The sequence below is a fragment of the Actinoplanes regularis genome (assembly GCF_900188005.1).
Classification (GTDB): Bacteria; Actinomycetota; Actinomycetes; order Mycobacteriales; family Micromonosporaceae; genus Actinoplanes; species Actinoplanes regularis.
Genome location: NZ_FZNR01000001.1, coordinates 781,385 through 800,324, shown reverse-complemented (window position 1 = coordinate 800,324; position 18,940 = coordinate 781,385). Strand labels below are relative to the sequence as shown.

At 69.9% G+C, this 18,940-nt stretch carries 15 protein-coding genes; 11 read left to right on the top strand and 4 right to left on the bottom strand.

Annotated features, from left to right (window positions below):
- Window positions 1–86 precede the first annotated feature (86 nt).
- The 5 genes from argS (at window position 87) to thrC (ending at window position 5,928) form a co-directional block, all read left to right on the top strand.
- A complete protein-coding gene (gene argS, locus CHC09_RS03365; protein WP_089291429.1) occupies window positions 87–1,751 on the top strand; it encodes an arginine--tRNA ligase in 1,665 nt (554 codons plus the stop codon).
- A 2-nt stretch (window positions 1,752–1,753) separates the two neighbouring features.
- Window positions 1,754–3,139 (top strand): diaminopimelate decarboxylase, encoded by a 1,386-nt coding sequence (lysA, locus tag CHC09_RS03360; protein WP_089291428.1) that lies wholly within the window; start codon window positions 1,754–1,756, stop codon window positions 3,137–3,139.
- A complete protein-coding gene (locus CHC09_RS03355) occupies window positions 3,136–4,434 on the top strand; it encodes a homoserine dehydrogenase (protein ID WP_089291427.1) in 1,299 nt (432 codons plus the stop codon). The genes lysA and CHC09_RS03355 overlap by 4 nt, the downstream gene beginning before the upstream one ends.
- Window positions 4,434–4,802, top strand: a complete 369-nt coding sequence (locus CHC09_RS03350) for a VOC family protein (RefSeq protein ID WP_089291426.1) — start codon at window positions 4,434–4,436, stop codon at window positions 4,800–4,802. Before CHC09_RS03355 ends, CHC09_RS03350 begins: the two co-directional genes overlap by 1 nt.
- Window positions 4,803–4,878: 76 nt before the next feature.
- Window positions 4,879–5,928 carry a threonine synthase gene (gene thrC / locus CHC09_RS03345; protein WP_089291425.1) on the top strand — a complete coding sequence of 350 codons (1,050 nt, stop codon included), beginning with the start codon at window positions 4,879–4,881 and terminating at the stop codon, window positions 5,926–5,928.
- Here thrC and CHC09_RS03340 read toward each other — a convergent pair.
- Window positions 5,914–6,339 (bottom strand): MarR family transcriptional regulator, encoded by a 426-nt coding sequence (locus tag CHC09_RS03340; protein WP_239138030.1) that lies wholly within the window; start codon window positions 6,337–6,339, stop codon window positions 5,914–5,916. The genes thrC and CHC09_RS03340 overlap by 15 nt on opposite strands.
- 174 nt (window positions 6,340–6,513) lie before the next feature.
- Here CHC09_RS03340 and CHC09_RS03335 point away from each other — a divergent pair, with 174 nt between their 5' ends.
- The 5 genes from CHC09_RS03335 (at window position 6,514) to CHC09_RS03315 (ending at window position 15,687) form a co-directional block, all read left to right on the top strand.
- Window positions 6,514–9,759, top strand: coding sequence for an efflux RND transporter permease subunit (locus CHC09_RS03335; protein WP_089291423.1), 3,246 nt, complete (start codon window positions 6,514–6,516; stop codon window positions 9,757–9,759).
- A 92-nt stretch (window positions 9,760–9,851) separates the two neighbouring features.
- Window positions 9,852–11,102: an MFS transporter gene (locus tag CHC09_RS03330; protein ID WP_089291422.1), complete on the top strand. Its 1,251-nt coding sequence runs from the start codon at window positions 9,852–9,854 to the stop codon at window positions 11,100–11,102.
- Between the two features lie 25 nt (window positions 11,103–11,127).
- The gene (thrB, locus tag CHC09_RS03325; protein WP_089291421.1) at window positions 11,128–12,072 is read left to right on the top strand and encodes a homoserine kinase; all 945 of its coding nucleotides are present in this window, start codon (window positions 11,128–11,130) and stop codon (window positions 12,070–12,072) included.
- Window positions 12,073–12,369: 297 nt separating this feature from the next.
- On the top strand, window positions 12,370–14,385 hold the full coding sequence (gene rho / locus CHC09_RS03320) for a transcription termination factor Rho (protein WP_089291420.1): 2,016 nt from the start codon (window positions 12,370–12,372) through the stop codon (window positions 14,383–14,385).
- A 132-nt stretch (window positions 14,386–14,517) separates the two neighbouring features.
- Window positions 14,518–15,687, top strand: a complete 1,170-nt coding sequence (locus tag CHC09_RS03315; RefSeq protein WP_089291419.1) for a nitric oxide synthase oxygenase — start codon at window positions 14,518–14,520, stop codon at window positions 15,685–15,687.
- A 155-nt stretch (window positions 15,688–15,842) separates the two neighbouring features.
- Here CHC09_RS03315 and CHC09_RS03310 read toward each other — a convergent pair whose 3' ends face one another.
- The 3 genes from CHC09_RS03310 to CHC09_RS03300 are packed head-to-tail and all read right to left on the bottom strand — an operon-like array spanning window position 15,843 to window position 18,428.
- Window positions 15,843–16,463 carry an RNA ligase family protein gene (locus CHC09_RS03310; RefSeq protein ID WP_089291418.1) on the bottom strand — a complete coding sequence of 207 codons (621 nt, stop codon included), beginning with the start codon at window positions 16,461–16,463 and terminating at the stop codon, window positions 15,843–15,845.
- 1 nt (window position 16,464) lies between these two features.
- Entirely contained in the window at window positions 16,465–17,361 is an 897-nt protein-coding gene (locus CHC09_RS03305; protein ID WP_089291417.1) for a phosphatase domain-containing protein, read from the bottom strand.
- Complete coding sequence (locus CHC09_RS03300) at window positions 17,358–18,428, bottom strand: RNA ligase (protein WP_089291416.1); 1,071 nt, start codon at window positions 18,426–18,428, stop codon at window positions 17,358–17,360. The genes CHC09_RS03305 and CHC09_RS03300 overlap by 4 nt, the downstream gene beginning before the upstream one ends.
- Before the next feature lie 215 nt (window positions 18,429–18,643).
- Between CHC09_RS03300 and rpmE the strand changes: the two genes are divergently transcribed.
- Entirely contained in the window at window positions 18,644–18,868 is a 225-nt protein-coding gene (rpmE, locus tag CHC09_RS03295) for a 50S ribosomal protein L31 (protein WP_089291415.1), read from the top strand.
- Window positions 18,869–18,940 lie beyond the last annotated feature (72 nt).

Genomic DNA, 18,940 nt, shown 5'->3' with positions numbered 1-18,940 from the left:
CGCGCCTCGTCGATTCGTGGATAAGGGGGAAGGCGGGGCTCGGGTGGCCGCCGAACGGTGAAGTGTACCCCCGATAGCATGGTCTGGTGACTCCCGCCAACCTTGCTGACACCGTTCTCTCAGCTGCTCGTGCCGTATTCGAGACGCGTGGCCTGGACCTGGCCGCGCTGCCCGCGACCACGGCGATGGAGCGGCCCCGCAACCCCGAGCACGGCGACTACGCCTCCACGCTCGCCCTGCAATTGGGCAAGAAGGTCGGGATGGCGCCGCGTGAGCTGGCCGCCGCCCTCGCCGAGGAGTTGGGGCGGCGTGACGGGATCAAATCGGTGGAGATCGCCGGCCCGGGCTTCCTGAACATCCGCCTGGACGCCGCGGTCACCGGCACTATCGCCCGCACGGTCGTCGAAGCGGGTCCGGCGTACGGCCGGAACAGCAAGCTTGCCGGTCAGAAAATTAACCTGGAGTTCGTCTCGGCGAACCCGACCGGGCCGATCCACCTGGGGCACACCCGGTGGGCCGCGGTCGGTGACTCGCTGCGCCGCATCCTGGCCGCCGCCGGCGCCGAGGTGACCAGCGAGTACTACATCAACGACGCCGGCGCGCAGGTGGACCGCTTCGCCCGGTCGCTGTATGCGGCGGCGAACGGCGAGCCGGCCCCGGAGGACGGCTACGGCGGCGACTACATCGGCGAGATCGCCCAGCAGATCCTCAGCGAGGAGCCGGAGCTGGCCGGCCAGGAGGCGGAGACCGCGCTGCCGGTCTTCTGGGCCCACGGCTACGCGCTGATGCTCAAGGAGATCCGGGAGAGCCTCGAGCGGTTCGGCGTGCACTTCGACGTCTGGTTCTCGGAGAAGGAGCTGCACGACGGCGGCGCGGTCGAGCACGCCCTCGACGAGCTGCGCAAGCAGGGGCACATCTTCGAGGACGGGGGCGCGGTCTGGCTGCGCACCACCGACTTCACCGACGACAAGGACCGGGTGCTGATCCGGTCGAACGGTGAGAAGACCTACTTCGCGGCCGACGCGGCGTACTACATCAACAAGCGCGAGCGCGGCTTCGACCGGTGCCTCTACCTGCTCGGGGCGGACCACCACGGCTACATCGGCCGGCTCAAGGCGATCGCGGCGTGTGCCGGCGACGACCCGAAGGAGCACATCGAGATCCTGATCGGCCAGCTGGTGAACCTGGTCCGGGCCGGCCAGCCGGTGCGGCTGTCGAAGCGGGCCGGCAACATCATCACGCTGGACGAGATGCTCGAGGCGGTCGGCGTGGACGCCGCGCGGTACTCGCTGGCCCGTTCCTCCACCGACTCCACGCTCACGCTGGACATCGAGGAGATCACCAAGAACTCCAGCGACAACCCGGTCTTCTACGTGCAGTACGCGCACGCCCGGATCGCCTCGCTGCTGCGCAACGCCGCCGAGAAGCAGATCACCCGTGCCGCCGACTACGACCCCGCGCTGCTCTCCCACGAGCGGGAGAAGAACCTGCTCAAGACGCTCGGCGAGTTCCCGAGCGTGGTGGCCACCGCGGCCGAGCTGCGCGAGCCGCACCGGATCGCGGTCTACCTGGAGGAGCGGGTGGCCACCGACTACCACCGGTTCTACGACGTCTGCCAGGTGCTGCCGAAGACGGTCGACGAGCCGGTGACCGAACTCACCCACGCCCGGCTCTGGCTGGCCGAGGCCACTCGTACGGTGATCGCGAACGGGTTGGACCTGCTCGGGGTCTCCGCGCCGGAGAGGATGTAGTCATGCGCGCACACGAGGCCGGGGCGCTGCACGGCGACCTCGGCAACCGCGGGCCTGCCTGGTTGCGTACCCCGGAGGACGTGAACGCCCTCGTACCGCAACTCTGGCCACGCACCGTGAGCCGCACCGACGCCGGGTCCCTCCAGATCGGCGGCGTCAGCGTCACCGACCTGGCCGCCGATTACGGCACCCCGGCGTACCTGCTCGACGAGGACGATCTGCGGGCGCGCTGCCGCGATTTCGCGGCCGCCTTCGCCGAGGCGGACGTCTACTACGCCGGCAAGTCGTTCCTCTGCAAGGCGGTCATCCGGATCGTCGAGGAGGAGGGCCTCTTCCTCGACGTCTGTTCCGGCGGTGAGCTGGCGGTGGCGCTGGCGGCCGGGTTCCCGCCGGAGCGGATCGGCTTCCACGGCAACAACAAGTCGCTCTCCGAGTTGCGCCGGGCGCTGGACGCCGGGGTGGGCCGGATCGTCGTCGATTCGTTCCACGAGATCGCCCGGCTGACCGAGCTCTCCCGGGAGAGCGGCAAGCGGCCCAGCGTGCTGGTCCGGGTCACCGTGGGCGTCGAGGCGCACACCCACGAGTTCATCGCGACCGCGCACGAGGACCAGAAGTTCGGCTTCTCGCTGGCCGGTGGGGCGGCGTTCGCGGCCTGCGCGCAGATCCTCGACGAGGACGTGCTCGAGCTGCGCGGGCTGCACTCGCACATCGGTTCGCAGATCTTCGACACCAGCGGGTTCGAGGTGGCCGCCCGGCGGATCCTGGAGCTGCAGGCGCAGGTTCGCGACGCGCGCGGGGTGGAGCTGCCGGAGCTCGACCTGGGCGGTGGGTTCGGTATCGCGTACACCACACAGGACGACCCGTCGACGCCGGGTGATCTGGCCAAGCGGATCAACAAGATCGTCGAGTCGGAGTGTGAGCTGGCCTCGTTGCGGATGCCGAGGCTCTCCATCGAGCCGGGCCGGGCGATCGTCGGGCCGGCCGTCTTCACCCTCTACGAGGTGGGCACGGTCAAGGACGTCGACGGGATCCGGACGTACGTGAGTGTGGACGGCGGGATGAGCGACAACATCCGGACCGCGCTCTACGACGCGTCCTACTCCGCGACCCTGGCGAACCGGACGTCCGACACGGAGCCGATGCTCGCCCGCGTTGTGGGAAAACATTGTGAGTCCGGGGACATCGTCGTGAAGGATGAATTCCTGCCCGCCGACGTGCAGCCCGGAGATCTTGTTGCCGTTCCGGGTACCGGTGCCTACTGCCGGAGTATGGCCAGCAACTACAACCACGTTCCTCGGCCGCCCGTGGTGGCGGTGCGCGACGGCGCGGCCCGCGTCATCGTGCGGCGCGAGACCGAGGACGACCTGCTTGCATTGGATGTTGGATGAACCCAGCGAAGCCAGTCCGTCTAGCCCTTCTGGGTTGCGGCACCGTCGGCACCGAAGTCGTCCGACTGTTGCACGAGCAGGCCGAGGATCTGACCGCCCGGATCGGCGCCCCGCTGGAGCTGGCGGGCATCGCCGTGCGCCGGCTCGGCCGCGAGCGCGGTGATCTGCCGGTCGACCCGGCCCTGTTCACCACGGACGCGCTCGGCCTGATCAAGCGGGACGACGTGGACGTGGTGATCGAGGTGGTCGGCGGCATCGAGCCGGCCCGGACCTGGCTGGTCGAGGCGCTGCGGGCCGGCAAGAGCGTGGTCACCGCGAACAAGGCGCTGCTCGCCGAGGACGGCGGCACGCTGCACGATGCGGCGGCCGAGGGCAACGCCGACCTGTACTACGAGGCGTCGGTGGCCGGCGCGATCCCACTGCTGCGGCCGATGCGCGAGTCGTTGCACGGGGACCGGGTCACCGCTGTCACCGGCATCGTGAACGGCACCACCAACTTCATCCTCTCCTCGATGGCGTCCACCGGGGCCGGCTTCAACGAGGCCCTGGAGGAGGCCACCGAGCTGGGTTACGCCGAGGCCGACCCGACCGCCGACGTCGAGGGCTTCGACGCCGCCGCGAAGGCCGCGATCCTCGCCTCGCTCGCCTTCCACACCCGGGTCACCGCCGCGGACGTGTTCCGTGAGGGCATGACCGGCGTGACCGCCGGCGACATGGCCAGCGCCAAGGAGATGGGCTGCACCATCAAGCTGCTCTGCATCGCCCAGCGCACCGCCGATTCGGTGAGTGTCCGGGTGCACCCGGCGATGATTCCGCTGAGCCACCCGCTGGCCGGGGTCGGCGACGCGTTCAACGCGGTGTTCGTGGAGGCCGAGGCGGCCGGGCCGCTGATGTTCTACGGCCGTGGTGCCGGCGGCCGTCCGACCGCCAGCGCGGTGCTCGGCGACATCGTCGCGGCGGCCCGCAACAAGCTTACCGGCACCCGGGCGCCCAGCGAGAGCAACTACGCCGAGCTGACGGTGCGCCCGATCGGCGAGTCGATGACCCGGTACCACATCAGCCTGGACGTGGCCGAGCGCCCGGGCGTGCTGGCCACCGTGGCCGGTGTCTTCGCCCAGCACGAGGTCTCGATCGCCACGGTCCGGCAGTCCGGCCGGGCGGACGATGCGAAACTGGTCATCGTCACCCATATCGCCCCGGACGCCGCGCTGGCCGCCACCGTCGAGTCGCTGGCGAGCCTGGACATCGTCCGGTCGATCGCGAGTGTGCTTCGAGTCGAAGGAGGAGCCGGATAGTGCTGGACCACGTGGGTTTCCAATGTGCGGACCTGGCGGCGAGCGCCGCGTTCTACGACGCGGTGCTGGCCCCGCTGGGCGTGACCCGGCAGATGGACTTCCAGGTCGCCATCGGGTACGGCACCGACCACCCGGACTTCTGGATCGGCGGCTTCAACGAGGGTGAGGGCTTCCGCGAGTCGCACATCGCGTTCGCGGCCGCCGACCGGGCCGCGGTCGACGCGTTCTTCGCCGCGGCCGTGGCGTTCGGCGCCGAGGTGCTGCACGAGCCGAAGGTGCATCCGGAGTACCACGAGCACTATTACGGTGTTTTCGTACGCGATCCGGACGGGAACAACGTCGAGGCAGTGTGTCACCGTCCCGAATAGTGGACTCATAGTCCCAAAGATCGGATGCGTCGGGCACGCTGTGCGCGATTGCCCGGCTTGAGTGAGGAGTACGGCCATGTGGCGGGGTTTGATCGAGGCGTACCGGGACCGGCTGCCGGTGACCGAGGCCACCCCGGTGGTCACACTGCACGAGGGCAACACGCCGCTGGTGCCGGCGCCGGTGTTGTCCCAGCAGATCGGTGCGGACGTCTACCTGAAGGTGGAGGGCGCCAACCCGACCGGTTCGTTCAAGGACCGTGGCATGACCATGGCCGTCTCCAAGGCGGTCGAGGAGGGTGCCAAGGCGATCATCTGCGCCTCCACCGGCAACACCTCGGCCTCCGCCGCGGCGTACGCGGCCCGCGCCGGGATCACCTGCGCGGTGCTGGTGCCGCAGGGCAAGATCGCGCTGGGCAAGCTGGCCCAGGCCCTGGTGCACGGGGCCCGGCTGCTCCAGGTGGACGGCAACTTCGACGACTGCCTCGCGCTCGCCTCGAAGCTCTCCCAGGACTACCCCGTCGCCCTGGTCAACTCGGTGAACATCTTCCGCCTGCACGGGCAGAAGACCGCCGCGTTCGAGATCGTCGAGGCGCTCGGTGACGCGCCGGACATCCACTGCCTCCCGGTCGGCAACGCCGGCAACATCTCCGCGTACTGGATGGGGTACCAGGAGGACGAGGCGGCCGGGAACAGCACGAAGCTGCCGAAGATGTACGGCTTCCAGGCCTCCGGCGCCGCCCCGATCGTCAACGGCAAGGTGGTCGAGCAGCCCTCCACCATCGCCACCGCGATCCGCATCGGCAACCCGGCGAGCTGGACGAAGGCCCTCGACGCCCGGGACGCCTCGGGCGGCCTGATCGCCGCGGTCACCGACCGGGACATCCTCAACGCGTACCGCCTGCTCGCCCGTGAGGTGGGCGTCTTCGTCGAGTTGGGCAGCGCGGCCAGCGTGGCCGGCCTGCTGCAGCAGGCGGCGGCCGGCCGGATCCCGGCCGGCTCGCGGGTGGTCTGCACGGTCACCGGGCACGGTCTGAAGGACCCGGAGTGGGCGATCTCCACCGCGCCGTCGCCGACCGTGGTGGCGAACGACGCGTTGATCGCCGCGAAGGCGCTAGACCTCGCCTGACGCCTCGGCGATGCGGGCGGCCTCGCGCAACAGCAGGTCCGTCGCCTGAGACACCAGCGCGAGCTCCTCGGCTGTGAGCCGGCTGAGGAGCTCGCGCTGTTTCGCCATTCCGGCGGTGATGATGCCGTCGATGAGCTCGGTGCCCGCTTTCGTGAGGCCGATCCGGCGGACCCGCCGGTCGTGCAGGTCCTCCGTGCGCGTGACCAGTTCCTGCACCACCAGCCGGTCGACCATGCCGCTCAGCGCGGCGGCTCCGACGCCGACGAGCCGAGCCAGCTCACCGCCCGCCAGATTGCCGTGCCGGGCGAGCAGCAGAAGGATCTTCAGCTGCGACATCGTCAGGTGTGACGAGAAAAGCGGGTCGGATCGGTCATCTGCGAACAGGTGCTGCAGCCGGATCTGCGCGCCCATGATCTCCGCGATGAGCTTGTCTTTTTCGCTCAGCACCTGCTCCTTGGTGACGTACTTGTGGCCGTATCGGGTCTGGCCGGCGACGAAGGTTACCAGCGGACCCCCATCGAAAATCATTTGTTCGCGTCATGCAAACTATCAGCGTCAGACGAAATTATCTCGGGGGGAGCGCCCATGTCAGCTCTGACACGGTTAAGCCTTGCCAATCGAGGTCTGGTAGCCCTGATCGCAATCGTGATCAGCGGCTTCGGCCTCTTCGCGATCCCGTCTTTGAAGCAGCAGCTCTTCCCCTCGATTGAGCTGCCCGCCGCGTTCGTCAGCGCGGTGTTGCCCGGCGCGTCGCCGGAGACGGTCGAGGAGCAGCTCACCAAGCCGATCGAGGATGCCGTCAAGGGCATCGACGGCATCGACACGGTCACCTCGACGTCGCGCGAGAACGTGACGAGCGTCGTGGTGCTGTTCGAGTACGGCACGGACATCGAGTCCGCCGTCAACCAGGTCACCACCTCGATCAACCGAATCCAGTCGCAGCTGCCGGACGGCGTGGACCCGCAGGTCTTCGCCGGCGGCACCGACGACATCCCGGCCATCGTGCTCGCCGCGTCCGGCGGGACCGACGAGAGTGACCTGCTCAACAAGCTGAACCAGACCGTGGTTCCGGAGCTGAACGGGATCGCCGGGGTCCGCGACACGCAGGTCGCCGGCGCCCGGAGCAAGCAGGTCGTGATCACGCCGGACCTGGCGAAGCTGGGTGCGGCCGGGGTCTCACCGGCCTCGCTGACCACGGTGCTGCAGGCCAACGGGATCTCCATCCCGGCCGGCGCGGTGACCGACGGCAACAACTCGCTCACCGTGCAGGTGGGCACCCCGATCACCACCGTCGAGCAGTTGCAGGACGTCTACCTGACCGGCTCGCGCGGGCCGGTGCGCCTCGGTGACGTCGCCAAGGTGGAGAGCAAGCTGCCGGTCGCGGAGTCGTACACCCGCACCGACGGCGTGGACAGCCTCGGCATCGCGGTCACCGCGCGGCCGGACGGCAACCCGGTGGAGATCTCCCACAAGGTCCGGGAGATGCTCTCCGACCTGGAGAAGGACTCCGGCGCCAAGCTCACCGTGATCACCGACCAGGCGCCGTTCGTGGAGCGCTCGATCAAGAGCCTCACCACCGAGGGCCTGCTCGGCCTGGCGATGGCCGTCGTGGTCATCCTGGTCTTCCTGCTCAGCGTCCGCTCGACGCTGGTCACCGCGGTCTCCATCCCGCTCTCCGTGCTGATCGCGCTGATCGCGCTCTGGGCCGGCGACTACACGCTGAACCTGCTCACCCTCGGCGCGCTGACGATCGCGGTGGGCCGGGTGGTCGACGACTCGATCGTCGTTCTGGAGAACATCAAGCGACACCTCGAGTACGGCGAGGAGAAGGTTCCCGCCATCCTCGGTGCGGTCCGCGAGGTGTCCGGCGCGGTCGTCGCCTCGACGCTCACCACGGTCGCCGTGTTCGCCCCGATCGCGCTGGTCGGCGGCCTGATCGGGCAGATCTTCTCGTCCTTCGCGATCACCGTCACCGTGGCGCTGCTGGCGTCTCTGGTGGTGTCGCTGACCGTGGTGCCGGTCCTGGCCTACTGGTTCCTCAAGCCGTCGAACGGCGGCGCCGAGGCCGAGGAGATCCGCCGGGCCGCCGAGGAGAAGGAGCTGCGCAGCCCGCTTCAGCGCGGTTACCTGCCGGTCATCCGGTTCGCCACCACCTACCGCTGGGCCACGGTGCTGATCGGCATCGTGGTGCTGATCGGGACGTTCGGTCTCTCCACCAGGCTGAAGACGAACTTCCTGGACGAGTCCGGCCAGGACAGCATCACCATCACCCAGGAGCTGCCGGCCGGCACCAGCCTGGCGGCCACCGACAACGCGGCCAAGAAGGTCGAGGCGATCGTCGCCGGCCGCGACGACGTGAAGAACTACCAGGTCACCGTGGGTGGCAACTCGGCGAACCCGTTCGCCGGGGGCGGCGGCGCCGGCACCGCCAACTTCAACGTGGCGCTGGAGGAGGACGCCGACGCGGAGAAGGTCTCCGACCAGCTGCGCGCCGAGTTCGCCAAGCTCACCGACGCCGGTGAGATCAAGATCGGTCAGGAGAGCTCCGGGCTGGGCAGCAGCCAGCTCTCCGTCGAGGTGACGGCCGCCGACACCGCCGCGCTGACCAGCGCGACCGAGCAGGTCCGGACCGCGATGACCGGGATCGCCGGCGTCGCGGACGTGGACACCACGCTGGCCGCCAGCGTGCCGCGGCTGGACGTGGCGGTGAACCGCAAGGCCGCCGCCGCGGCCGGGCTCACCGAGGCGCAGGTGGCTCAGACCGTCGCCGGCATGTTCCGCTCCGCCCCGGCCGGTCAGATCTCCGTCGACGGTGCGAGCCAGGACGTGGTCATCTCGTTCGGGTCCGCGCCGGCCGACACGGCCGCGCTCAAGGCGCTGCCGCTGACCACCGCCAAGGGCGTCGTGCCGCTCAGCCAGATTGCCGAGATCAAGCAGGTCAACGGCCCTGAGCAGGTGACCCGGACGGACGGTAACCGGACCGTCACGGTGACCGGCACGGTCACCGGCGCCAACCTCACCAAGGTCTCCCAGGACCTGACGAAGGAGCTGGACAAGCTGGAGCTGCCGGCCGGCGCCTCGTACTCGGTCGGTGGCGTCAGCGCCGACCAGCAGGAGGCGTTCGAGCAGCTCGGCCTCGCCGTGCTGGCGGCCATCGCGATCGTCTTCATCATCATGGTGGCGACGTTCCGGAGCATCGTTCAGCCGATCATCCTGCTGGTCTCCATCCCGTTCGCGGCGACCGGCGCGATCGGCCTGCTGCTGGCCACCGGAACCGCGCTCGGCGTGCCGGCCCTGATCGGTGTGCTGATGCTGGTGGGGATCGTGGTCACCAACGCGATCGTGCTGATGGACCTGATCAACACGTATCGGGCGGACGGTATGAGCGTTCAGGACGCGGTGATCGAGGGTGGCCGGCACCGCCTGCGCCCGATCCTGATGACCGCCATCGCGACGATCTTCGCGCTCATCCCGATGGCGCTCGGCCTCACCGGCGAGGGTGGCTTCATCTCCCAGCCGCTGGCCATCGTGGTGATCGGTGGTCTGGTCAGCTCGACGCTGCTCACCCTGGTGCTGGTGCCGACGCTCTACACCATGGTGGAGAGCGGGAAGGAGCGCCGGAAGGCCAAGCGCGAGGCCAGGCGGGCCGCCCAGGCCGCCCAGTCCGGCCTGCCCGAGCCCCGCAAGAGCCCGGAGGATGCGGAGACGGTGCCGGACGACGCGCCGGTCGAGGCGGCGCCGCAGCCGGCTGCCAGCGGCGCGCTGCGTGGCTACACCGACCAGTTCGAGGTGCTGAAGATGCCCAAGGGTCCGGCCAAGCCGCAGGAGTAGGTCGCACAGAAATAAGCGAAAAATAAGGAACCGATGCCCGGCCCTCGCGGCCGGGCATCGGCCGTTTCTATGGAACGGCTAGATTCCGGTACGTGCCACCAACGCTCACGGTCCTTACCCGCAACCGAGATTTCCGCCGCTTGTTCGCCGCTGAGCTGGTGGTCTTCGGCGCGGACTGGTTCGTCATGGTGCCGCTGCTCGTGCTGCTGCCGGAGCTCACCGGGCACGGCTTCTGGGGCGGCCTGGTGCTGGCCGTCGACACCGGGATCAACGCGCTTCTGCTGCCGTACACCGGGACGATCGCCGACCGCCTGGACCGGCGGAAGATCCTGATCGCCGCCAACCTCGCCTCGTTCGCCGCGGTCCTGGTGCTGTTCGCGGTCCGGTCGGCGGCCACCGCGCCGCTCGCCCTGGTCGCGATCGGGGCGATGGCCGTGGCGAAGGCGTTCTACCAGCCGGCCAGCTCGGCCGCGCTGCCGAACGTGGTGGACCCCGCCGATCTGACCGCCGCGAACGCGATCGCCGGCTCGGCGTGGGGCACCATGACCGTGCTCGGCGCGTCGCTCGGTGGCGTGGTGAGCAGCGTGTTCGGGCCGTACGTCAGCTTCTCGGTGACCGCCGTGTTCCTCCTGACGGCGGTGCTCCTCACCGCCCTGGTCCGCCGCCCGCTGCAGGCGGAGCGTCCGGCCGAAACCGCGCGCCCGCGGCCTGGCCGGGCCTTGATCGAGGCGCTGCGCCACATCGCCGCCCGGCCCCGGCTCCGTGCGCTGATAACCGTCAAATCAGCGGTGGGGCTGGGCAACGGGGTGCTGACCGTCTTTCCGCTGATCGCCGCCGCGCACGGAATGGGCGAGCTGGGCGCCGGCCTGCTCTTCGCGGTCCGCGGCCTCGGCGCGCTGGTCGGCCCGCTCGTCATGCGGCCCATGCTGGCGCGCCCGTCCTGGCTGTTCACCGGCCTGGCCCTGTCGATGAGCCTGTACGGCCTCGGCTACCTCGGCGTCGCCTACGCCCCGTGGTTCCCGCTGGTGCTGCTGCTGGTCTTCGTCGCGCACTTCGCCGGCGGCTCGAACTGGGTGCTTTCCAACTACGCCCTGCAGTCCGAGGTGCCCGACCAGTTGCGGGGCCGGGTCTTCGCCACCGACATGATGCTGGCGACCCTGGCGATAGCGGTCAGCCAGCTGGGCGCGAGCGCCGTGGTCGACCACGTGGACCAGTCGGTGGTGCTCGCGGTGTGCGGCCTGATCACGGTGGTCTACGCGATCGGCTGGCGGCTGGCGACCCGGCGGCTCGGCGCGGCGAGGAGGGCCGGGAATGGGATTCCCCGGGCGCGGCGGACACCCTGAGAAGATCACGTCCTAGCATGTGGCGATGGGCCTGACCTTCGTCACCGATCCGGTTTCCGTCAGCACCCCGGCGACCAGTGCGAACCTGGGCCCGGGCTTCGACGCGCTGGGCCTGGCGCTGACCCTCTACGACGACCTGACCGCCCGGGTGGCCGAGGCCGGCTTCAGCGTCGAGGTCAGCGGTCAGGGCTCCGGTGAGCTGCCGGCCGACGAGGAGCACCTGGTGGTCCAGGCCATGCTGGCCACCTTCGACGAGCTCGGCGAGCGCCCGCCCGGCCTGGCCGTGCGATGCGTCAACCGGATCCCGCAGGCGCGCGGCCTGGGCAGCTCGTCGGCGGCCATCGTCGGCGGCGTACAGCTGGCCCGTGGCCTGGTCCGGGGCGGTCTGGAGCTGATCGACGACGCCGAGGCGCTGCGCATCGCGGCGAAGATCGAGGGGCACCCGGACAACGTGGCGCCGTGCCTGCTCGGCGGGTTCACGGTGGCGTGGACCGAGGGCACGGGCGCGCGCGCCGTGCGTCTGAACCCGGCCGACGGCGTACGTCCGACAGTTTTCATCCCGGCCGAGCGGGGGTATACGGCGACCGCACGCGCCGCGCTGCCGTCCGAGGTTCCGCACCGGGACGCCGCGTTCAACGCGGGCCGGTCCGCCCTGTTCACGCACGCTCTCACGAGTGATCCGGCGCTGTTGTTCCCGGCCACCGAGGACCGGCTGCACCAGGGATATCGGGCCGCCGGGATGCCGGGCACGACATCCCTGGTCGCGGCCCTGCGGTCGGTGGGCGTCGCGGCCGTGGTCAGCGGTGCCGGGCCGACCGTGCTGGCATTGACCGAGGTCCCGGGCGATTTCCACCCGGGCACGCACTGGCACAGCGAAGTGCTGGGCGTGGACGGCGCCGGTGCTGTTGTGAAAGGGGGTATGGTGGAACACGCCGAGCGGGGCCCTGTTGCCGCAGGTCGCAAGAGTTGATTACGCTCTAGACCTAGCACAGCCGCGAAGCAAGCGATCTCTGCGGTTCGGCGCACCCCCGAGATTTCTGGGCCGTCCTGGCTCGTCTCACTTCTCATCAAGGCATACGCCGATCAGCAGACCCATAGATCGCTGCACTCGCCGAGACCTACCCGTCAAGGTATGACGGGCAGGGACACCGTCGAGCTGCCGTGCTGTACGAAAACCCCGCGCCGCTGCTGCGAAGCGGGTTCCGAGGGCATCCGGCCCGAGCTGCAGTTCCGGGTGGACTCGGATTTTTCCGACGGAAGGAATCCATTGAGCGACACCACCGACGTGACGTCGGGTGTTTCTGACGTCGCTGACGGCGCCGGCACCACCGCGACCGCCACGAAGCGCCGCCGCGGCGGCACCGGGCTGTCCGCGATGCTGCTGCCCGAGTTGCAGAGCCTTGCCGCGTCCCTGGGCATCTCCGGCACCGCCCGGATGCGCAAGGGTGAGCTGATCACCGCGATCACCGAGCGGCAGAGCGGTGGCTCGGCCGCTACCGAGTCGGCGCCCCGGCCGCGTACCGAGGCCTCCGCCCCGGTGCGGTCGGCCCCGGCTCAGGTCGCCCCCGCCCAGCCGGCCCCGGCCGAGAAGGCGCAGGCCCCGGCCGAGAGCACCCCCGCCGCGACGCCGGCCGCCGAGGCCGCCCCGGCTGCGGAGCGCCCGTCCCGGCGCAGCCGCGAGCGTGTCGTCCGCGAGCCGGCCCCCAGCGAGTCGGCTCGGCGTGAGTCCGCTCCGGCCGAGCCGGCCCCGGCCGTCGCCGCCGCGACCGAGGCCGCGCAGGCCCCGGCCGACACCACCGAGCGTCACGAGCGGGGCGACCGTCCCGAGCGTGGCGACCGCAACCGTCAGCGCGCGCCGCGCGACGGCGAGCGTTCCGACCGTGGCGAGCGTTCGGAGCGCAACGAGCGCACCGACCGTGGTGAGCGTTCGGACCGCGGCGACCGTTCGAACGACCGCGGTGACCGTTCGAACGACCGCGGCCCGCGTGCCGACCAGGGTCACGACGACGATGACAACGACGGCGACGGTGGCCGCCGGAGCCGGCGCAGCCGCTTCCGGGACCGCCGCCGGGGCCGCGACCGCGACGACAACACGCGTGAGGGTGGCCAGCGCGAGAGCCGGGAGCCGCACGTCGCCGACGACGAGGTGCTCGTCCCGGTGGCCGGCATCCTGGACGTGCTCGACAACTACGCGTTCGTCCGGACCACCGGTTACCTCTCCGGCCCGAACGACGTCTACGTGTCGATGTCGCAGGTGAAGAAGCACGGCCTGCGTCGCGGCGACGCGGTCACCGGCGCGGTGCGTTCGGCGCCCCGTGACGGCGGCGGTGAGCAGCGCCGGGACAAGTACAACCCGCTCGTCCGCCTGGACACCATCAACGGGATGGAGCCCGAGGAGGCGCGCCGGCGTCCCGAGTTCTACAAGCTCACCCCGCTCTACCCGCAGGAGCGCCTGCGGCTGGAGACCGAGCCGCACATCCTCACCACCCGGATCATCGACCTGGTGATGCCGATCGGTAAGGGCCAGCGTGCCCTGATCGTCTCCCCGCCGAAGGCCGGTAAGACGATGGTGCTGCAGGCGCTGGCCAACGCGATCACCCGCAACAACCCCGAGTGCCACCTGATGGTCGTGCTCGTGGACGAGCGGCCCGAAGAGGTCACCGACATGCAGCGCACGGTGAAGGGCGAGGTCATCGCGGCCACGTTCGACCGTCCGCCGCAGGACCACACCACGGTCGCCGAGCTCGCCATCGAGCGGGCCAAGCGGCTGGTCGAGCTGGGCCACGACGTCGTCGTGCTGCTCGACTCGGTGACCCGGCTCGGCCGGTCGTACAACCTGGCCGCGCCGGCCTCCGGCCGGATCATGTCGGGTGGTATCGACTCGACCGCGCTGTACCCGCCGAAGCGGTTCCTCGGCGCCGCGCGCAACATCGAGAACGGTGGCTCGCTCACCATTCTCGCGACCGCGCTGGTCGAGACCGGGTCGATGATGGACACGGTGATCTTCGAGGAGTTCAAGGGCACGGGTAACGCCGAGCTCAAGCTCGACCGCAAGATCGCGGACAAGCGCGTCTTCCCGGCCGTGGACGTCTCCGCCTCCAGCACCCGTAAGGAAGAGATCCTGCTGGGCAAGGAGGAGCTGGCGATCATCCACAAGCTCCGCAAGGTGCTCAGCTCGCTGGAGTCCGGCGCTGCCCTGGACCTGCTGATGGACCGGCTCAAGCAGACCCGGACCAACATCGAGTTCCTGATGCAGATCGCCAAGTCGACGCCTGGCGAGTAATCGCGTAAAAGCGACGAGGCCCACCCGATCGGGTGGGCCTCGTCGCTTTTGTCGCACAGCTTGTCTGATTCGCCCCGTACGGGGTCGTGCGAACCTCCGGTGTCCTCATCCCTCGATTCCCGGAGGATTCCGATGATCGTGCCCGGTTACCGGGACCAGCCCACTGAGCCCTGGGATCGGGACGCACCCGTCGACCCGGCCGAAGCGGAAGACTTTCTACGGCGCTGCTACACCGAGAACCCACGGCTCGGCCCGGTCGAAGCCCGGCTCGCCATCGTCCGCGCCCAGATCGCCGCTACCGGCTCCTACGTGCACACCCCGGACGAGTTGACCCACGGCGCCCGGATGGCCTGGCGCAACGCCAGCCGCTGCATCGGCCGGCTCTACTGGCGCAGCCTGCTCGTGCTGGACCGGCGGCGGGCGCGGACCGCCGACGAGATCTACTCGCTGCTGGTACAGCACCTGCAGAGCGCCGGGGACGGCCAGATCCGTCCGGTGATCAGCGTCTTCGCGCCGGCGCAGCCGGGCCAGCCGTACGCCCGGGTCTGGAACGAGCAGCTGATCCGCTACGCCGGTTACCGCACCGAGGACAGCGAACCGGTCGGCGACTCCCGGCTGCGGGAGTTCACCACCGCGGTCCGGGCGTTCGGCTGGCAGGGCAAGGGCGAGGCGTTCGACGTACTGCCCCTGGTGATCGAGACGCCGGCGGACGGCATCCGGCTCTACGAGCTGCCGGAGCGCTCCATCCGGGAGGTCCCGATCAGCCACCCCGACCACGCCTGGTTCACCGAGCTCGGGCTGCGCTGGCACGCCGTACCGGCGATCTCCAACATGCGGCTCACGATCGGCGGCGTGCACTATCCGCTCGCCCCGTTCAACGGCTGGTACCTGGGCACCGAGATCGGCGCGCGCAATTTCGCCGACGCCGACCGCTACAACATGCTCCCGGTGATCGCCGCCCGGATGGGACTGGACACCAGCCGGGAGTCGACGCTGTGGCGTGACCGCGCGCTGATCGAGCTGAACGTGGCAGTGCTGCACAGCTTCGAGCGCGCCGGCGTGAAGATGAGCGACCATCACACCGAGTCGCAGCGCTTCCTCAAACACATCAGCAACGAGGAGAAGGCCGGCCGGCCGGTGCCGGCGGACTGGACCTGGATCGTGCCGCCGATCTCCGGCGGGATCACCCCGGTCTTCCACCGCTACTACGACGAGATGGATCTTCGCCCGGCCTTCTACCTGGACGATGAGGCGGCCGCGCTGGCCAGGGAGGGCATGCGTCGCTGCCCCCACCAACCCTGAAACCCGCCCGCCGGCGCACGGCCGCTGTCGTTCCAGGTCAATTCTTGCGGCGGTACGACCGATGGAGTCCCGCCACCGGGCCTCCCGGCCCAAGCCCCGTGCCCGACTCGCGCGCGGCAATCCCGCCTCCGGGCCGCACCGCGCGCCACGGCTCGCTAGGCGAACTCGTTGACCGCGAAGTCGTCCCGGTGGCGCCAGGCGGCCTCGGTCCGGACATGCTCGGCGCGGACCCATTTGAGCAGCTTGACCGGGAACTCGGCGGCCGGGATCCGGCCGGCGGCGCGCACCACGAACCCCTCGGAGGTCTCCGTGGTGCGCTGCGCCGCCCACGCGGCCCGCGCCTCGGAGAGGCTGCCGCCGCGGTAGAGCACCGGGACCATCGGCAACTCCAGCCGGCGCGCCCAGTCGACGGTGTCGTCCCAACCCAGCAGCGTGTCCGTCTCGTCCCAGATGCCGAAGACCAGGAACACCCCGGGCAGATCGGAGTAGGCGACGCTGCGGCGAGCCCACATGGACTCGCCGCAGACCCGCCAACCGTCCGGGATCCGGTACGCCGTCATCGCCCACAACGCCTTCGCCGGCCGATCCCACGCGTGGGTGCCGGAGTCGGGGGAGCGGGCGTACATGGCGTCCCGGGTGAAGGTGAGATTCCCGCCGTCCATCTTCTCGGTCACCACGAGCTCGCCGTCCAGCCACGACAGATCCGTCTGGATCCGGTCGTCGGTGGACGCGCCCGGAGAATCCGGCAGATGGAACGTACGCGGATACTTCCTCACCTCAGAAGTCCCCCTCCGCCACCTGGAACACGGTCAGGCCGAGCGCACGCCACATACGTACCACCTGCTGACGGTCGTCGAACACCCCTACGACCCGCCAGCGCTCCCGGATCTCCTGATCGAAGATCTCCCGCTTGACGATCGAGTCCTTCCGGCTGTCCCCGGCCGGACGCATGAACAACGCCTCGTAGGGCACGCCCACGAACAGCTCCAGCCACGCCTCGGTCTCCGCGCGGCACCCCTCGTCACGCCCGGAGCAGAAGACGACGGCGTGCCCCGCCGCGTGCATCGCCCGGACCGCCGCGATCACCGCGGGATTCGGCAGATCCTCGCCGACCCGGCTCCAGTCGTACGGACTCCGCCCGGCCATCAGCGCGACCGTCCCGTCGATGTCGACCAGAACCACCGGCGGCAGCTCGGGATCGGCCTCGTAGACCACGCCGGGACCGCCCGGGTCGACGAACGGCACCGGCAGCGGCAGGTTCCTCCCGGCCAGATAACGCCCGTGCATCCGGCGGATCGCGTCCTCGCCCACCCGGTCGTCCTCCGGCCGGTCGGCGTCCCGCCGGAGGCACTCCTCGAGCGGGACGTCGGTGAAGTCGTGCACCTCGAACGACGCGCCGAACCGGGCCGCCATCTCGGCCCACTCCCGCACCGTCTTGGCCCGCAGGTTGGTGTCGTCGACGATCACGCTCGCGCGCACCCGCAGCAGCGCCTCGACCGCGGCCCGTTGTGCGTGCGTCACCTGTCCCTCGGCCCACTGCGTGAAGAGCCGCTGCCCGTGCAGCATCCGCCGCAGGTCGTCGCGGTTGACCCGGACCACGCCCGGCTGCAGCTTGCGCGCGAACGTGGTCTTCCCCGACGCGGGCAGGCCCCGCGTGATCAACAGTCGTGTCATTCCTCGGCTCCCTCACCGGCCGGCTTGTCTCCCGACGGCCGGACCCGCTGCCACAGACCAGGACGGTAATCATGGCCGTCCAGGCGCTGGAACAGCTCAGCGCGGTACGGGCCGCGCACGGCGGCGAGCGCGAACTCCTTGCGGCTGAACCCCGCGGGCAGCCCGGCGATGATCTCGGCGTAGGCCGTCTCGATCGCCGCGGCGCGCGCGTCGACCGCGGCGGTCAGCTCCGCGGCGATGCCACGGGCCCAGACGTGGAATTCGTCCGGGAGCGGCTCCAGCAGGGCGTCCAGGCTTTCGCCGTGGGCGAGGAGGTCCCACACGGTACGTGGGGTGAGTCCCGTCACCAGGCGGTGCAGCCGTACGTAATCCGCGTATTTGATCTTCACGCGCTGATCGGCCTCGGTGAAGTGCACGACCAGCCCCTCCTTGCCGTCGCGTGGGGAGGCCGCGAGCGCCTCGGCCAGCGTCGCGTACCCGAACGTCTCGACCACCGGCCCCGGCCAGTCCGGCACCGCCGACGGGCCGTGCGAACGCCCGGTCGCGATCTCCACCGCACCGAGCAGCACCAGGTCGTCGAGGCCCTGATAATCCACAACGATCCGGTTGTCCGGGTAGATGATCTCGACGAGCACGGTCAGGCCCTCGGGCGGGACGAACGACGCGTACCGCGTACGCAGTATCTCCGTCGCGTGCACCGCCTGCTCGGAGGCGAAGGACCCGCGCGTGGCAACGGCGAAGCCGGAGCCGTCGTGATAGAGGATGCCGAGACTCCCGTCCGCCTTGTCGGTGACCGTCACCTTCGCGACGGGGTCCAGGACCGGTGCCTGCGACTCCGTGTGGTTGAAGAACTTGCTCAGCGGACGGGCGACGACCTTCCCCGACCCGTCCACGATCAGGCCCCGGCAGGCGAGGGTGACCGGCGACCAGGCGCCGGAGTACTGACAGGCCTCGGTGTAGTTGTAGATGGTGAACGGCAGGCGGGGATGACGCTGCGTCCGGATCAGTCCGTTCTCGACCGCGCTGGTCAGTTCGACCGGATCGAAGACGTCGTGGAGCAGCGTCATGGGGGGTGCCTTTCGTGAGCGGGAATTCCCGGAGGGGCGCTCACGTTATCGACCACGAAACCAGTTGCACCTCCTGATTTCCGGCCGGTACGGGAGGCATGGCAGACTGGTACATCGGCCAGTAAGGGTTCCGGTTCACGCCTTTGAGTCAGCACAGGCTCGACTCAGCCCAGGGCGACCCGGCGACCTGCATCATCGAGAGGGACCGAGAAGACATGAAGAGCGGCATTCACCCGGAGTACACGACCACCGAGGTCATCTGCTCCTGCGGCAGCAGCTTCACCACCCGTAGCACCGCCAAGGGCGACGAGATCCGCGTCGAGACCTGCAGCGCCTGCCACCCGTTCTACACCGGCAAGCAGCGCGTCCTCGACACCGCGGGCCGGGTCGCGAAGTTCCAGGCGAAGTACGCCAAGGTGACTGCCGCGAAGAAGAAGTAACCGCTTCAACGGCGCCCGTCCCGGGAAACCGGGGCGGGCGCCGTTCGCGTGTGGGTCCGTTTCCGCGACGCC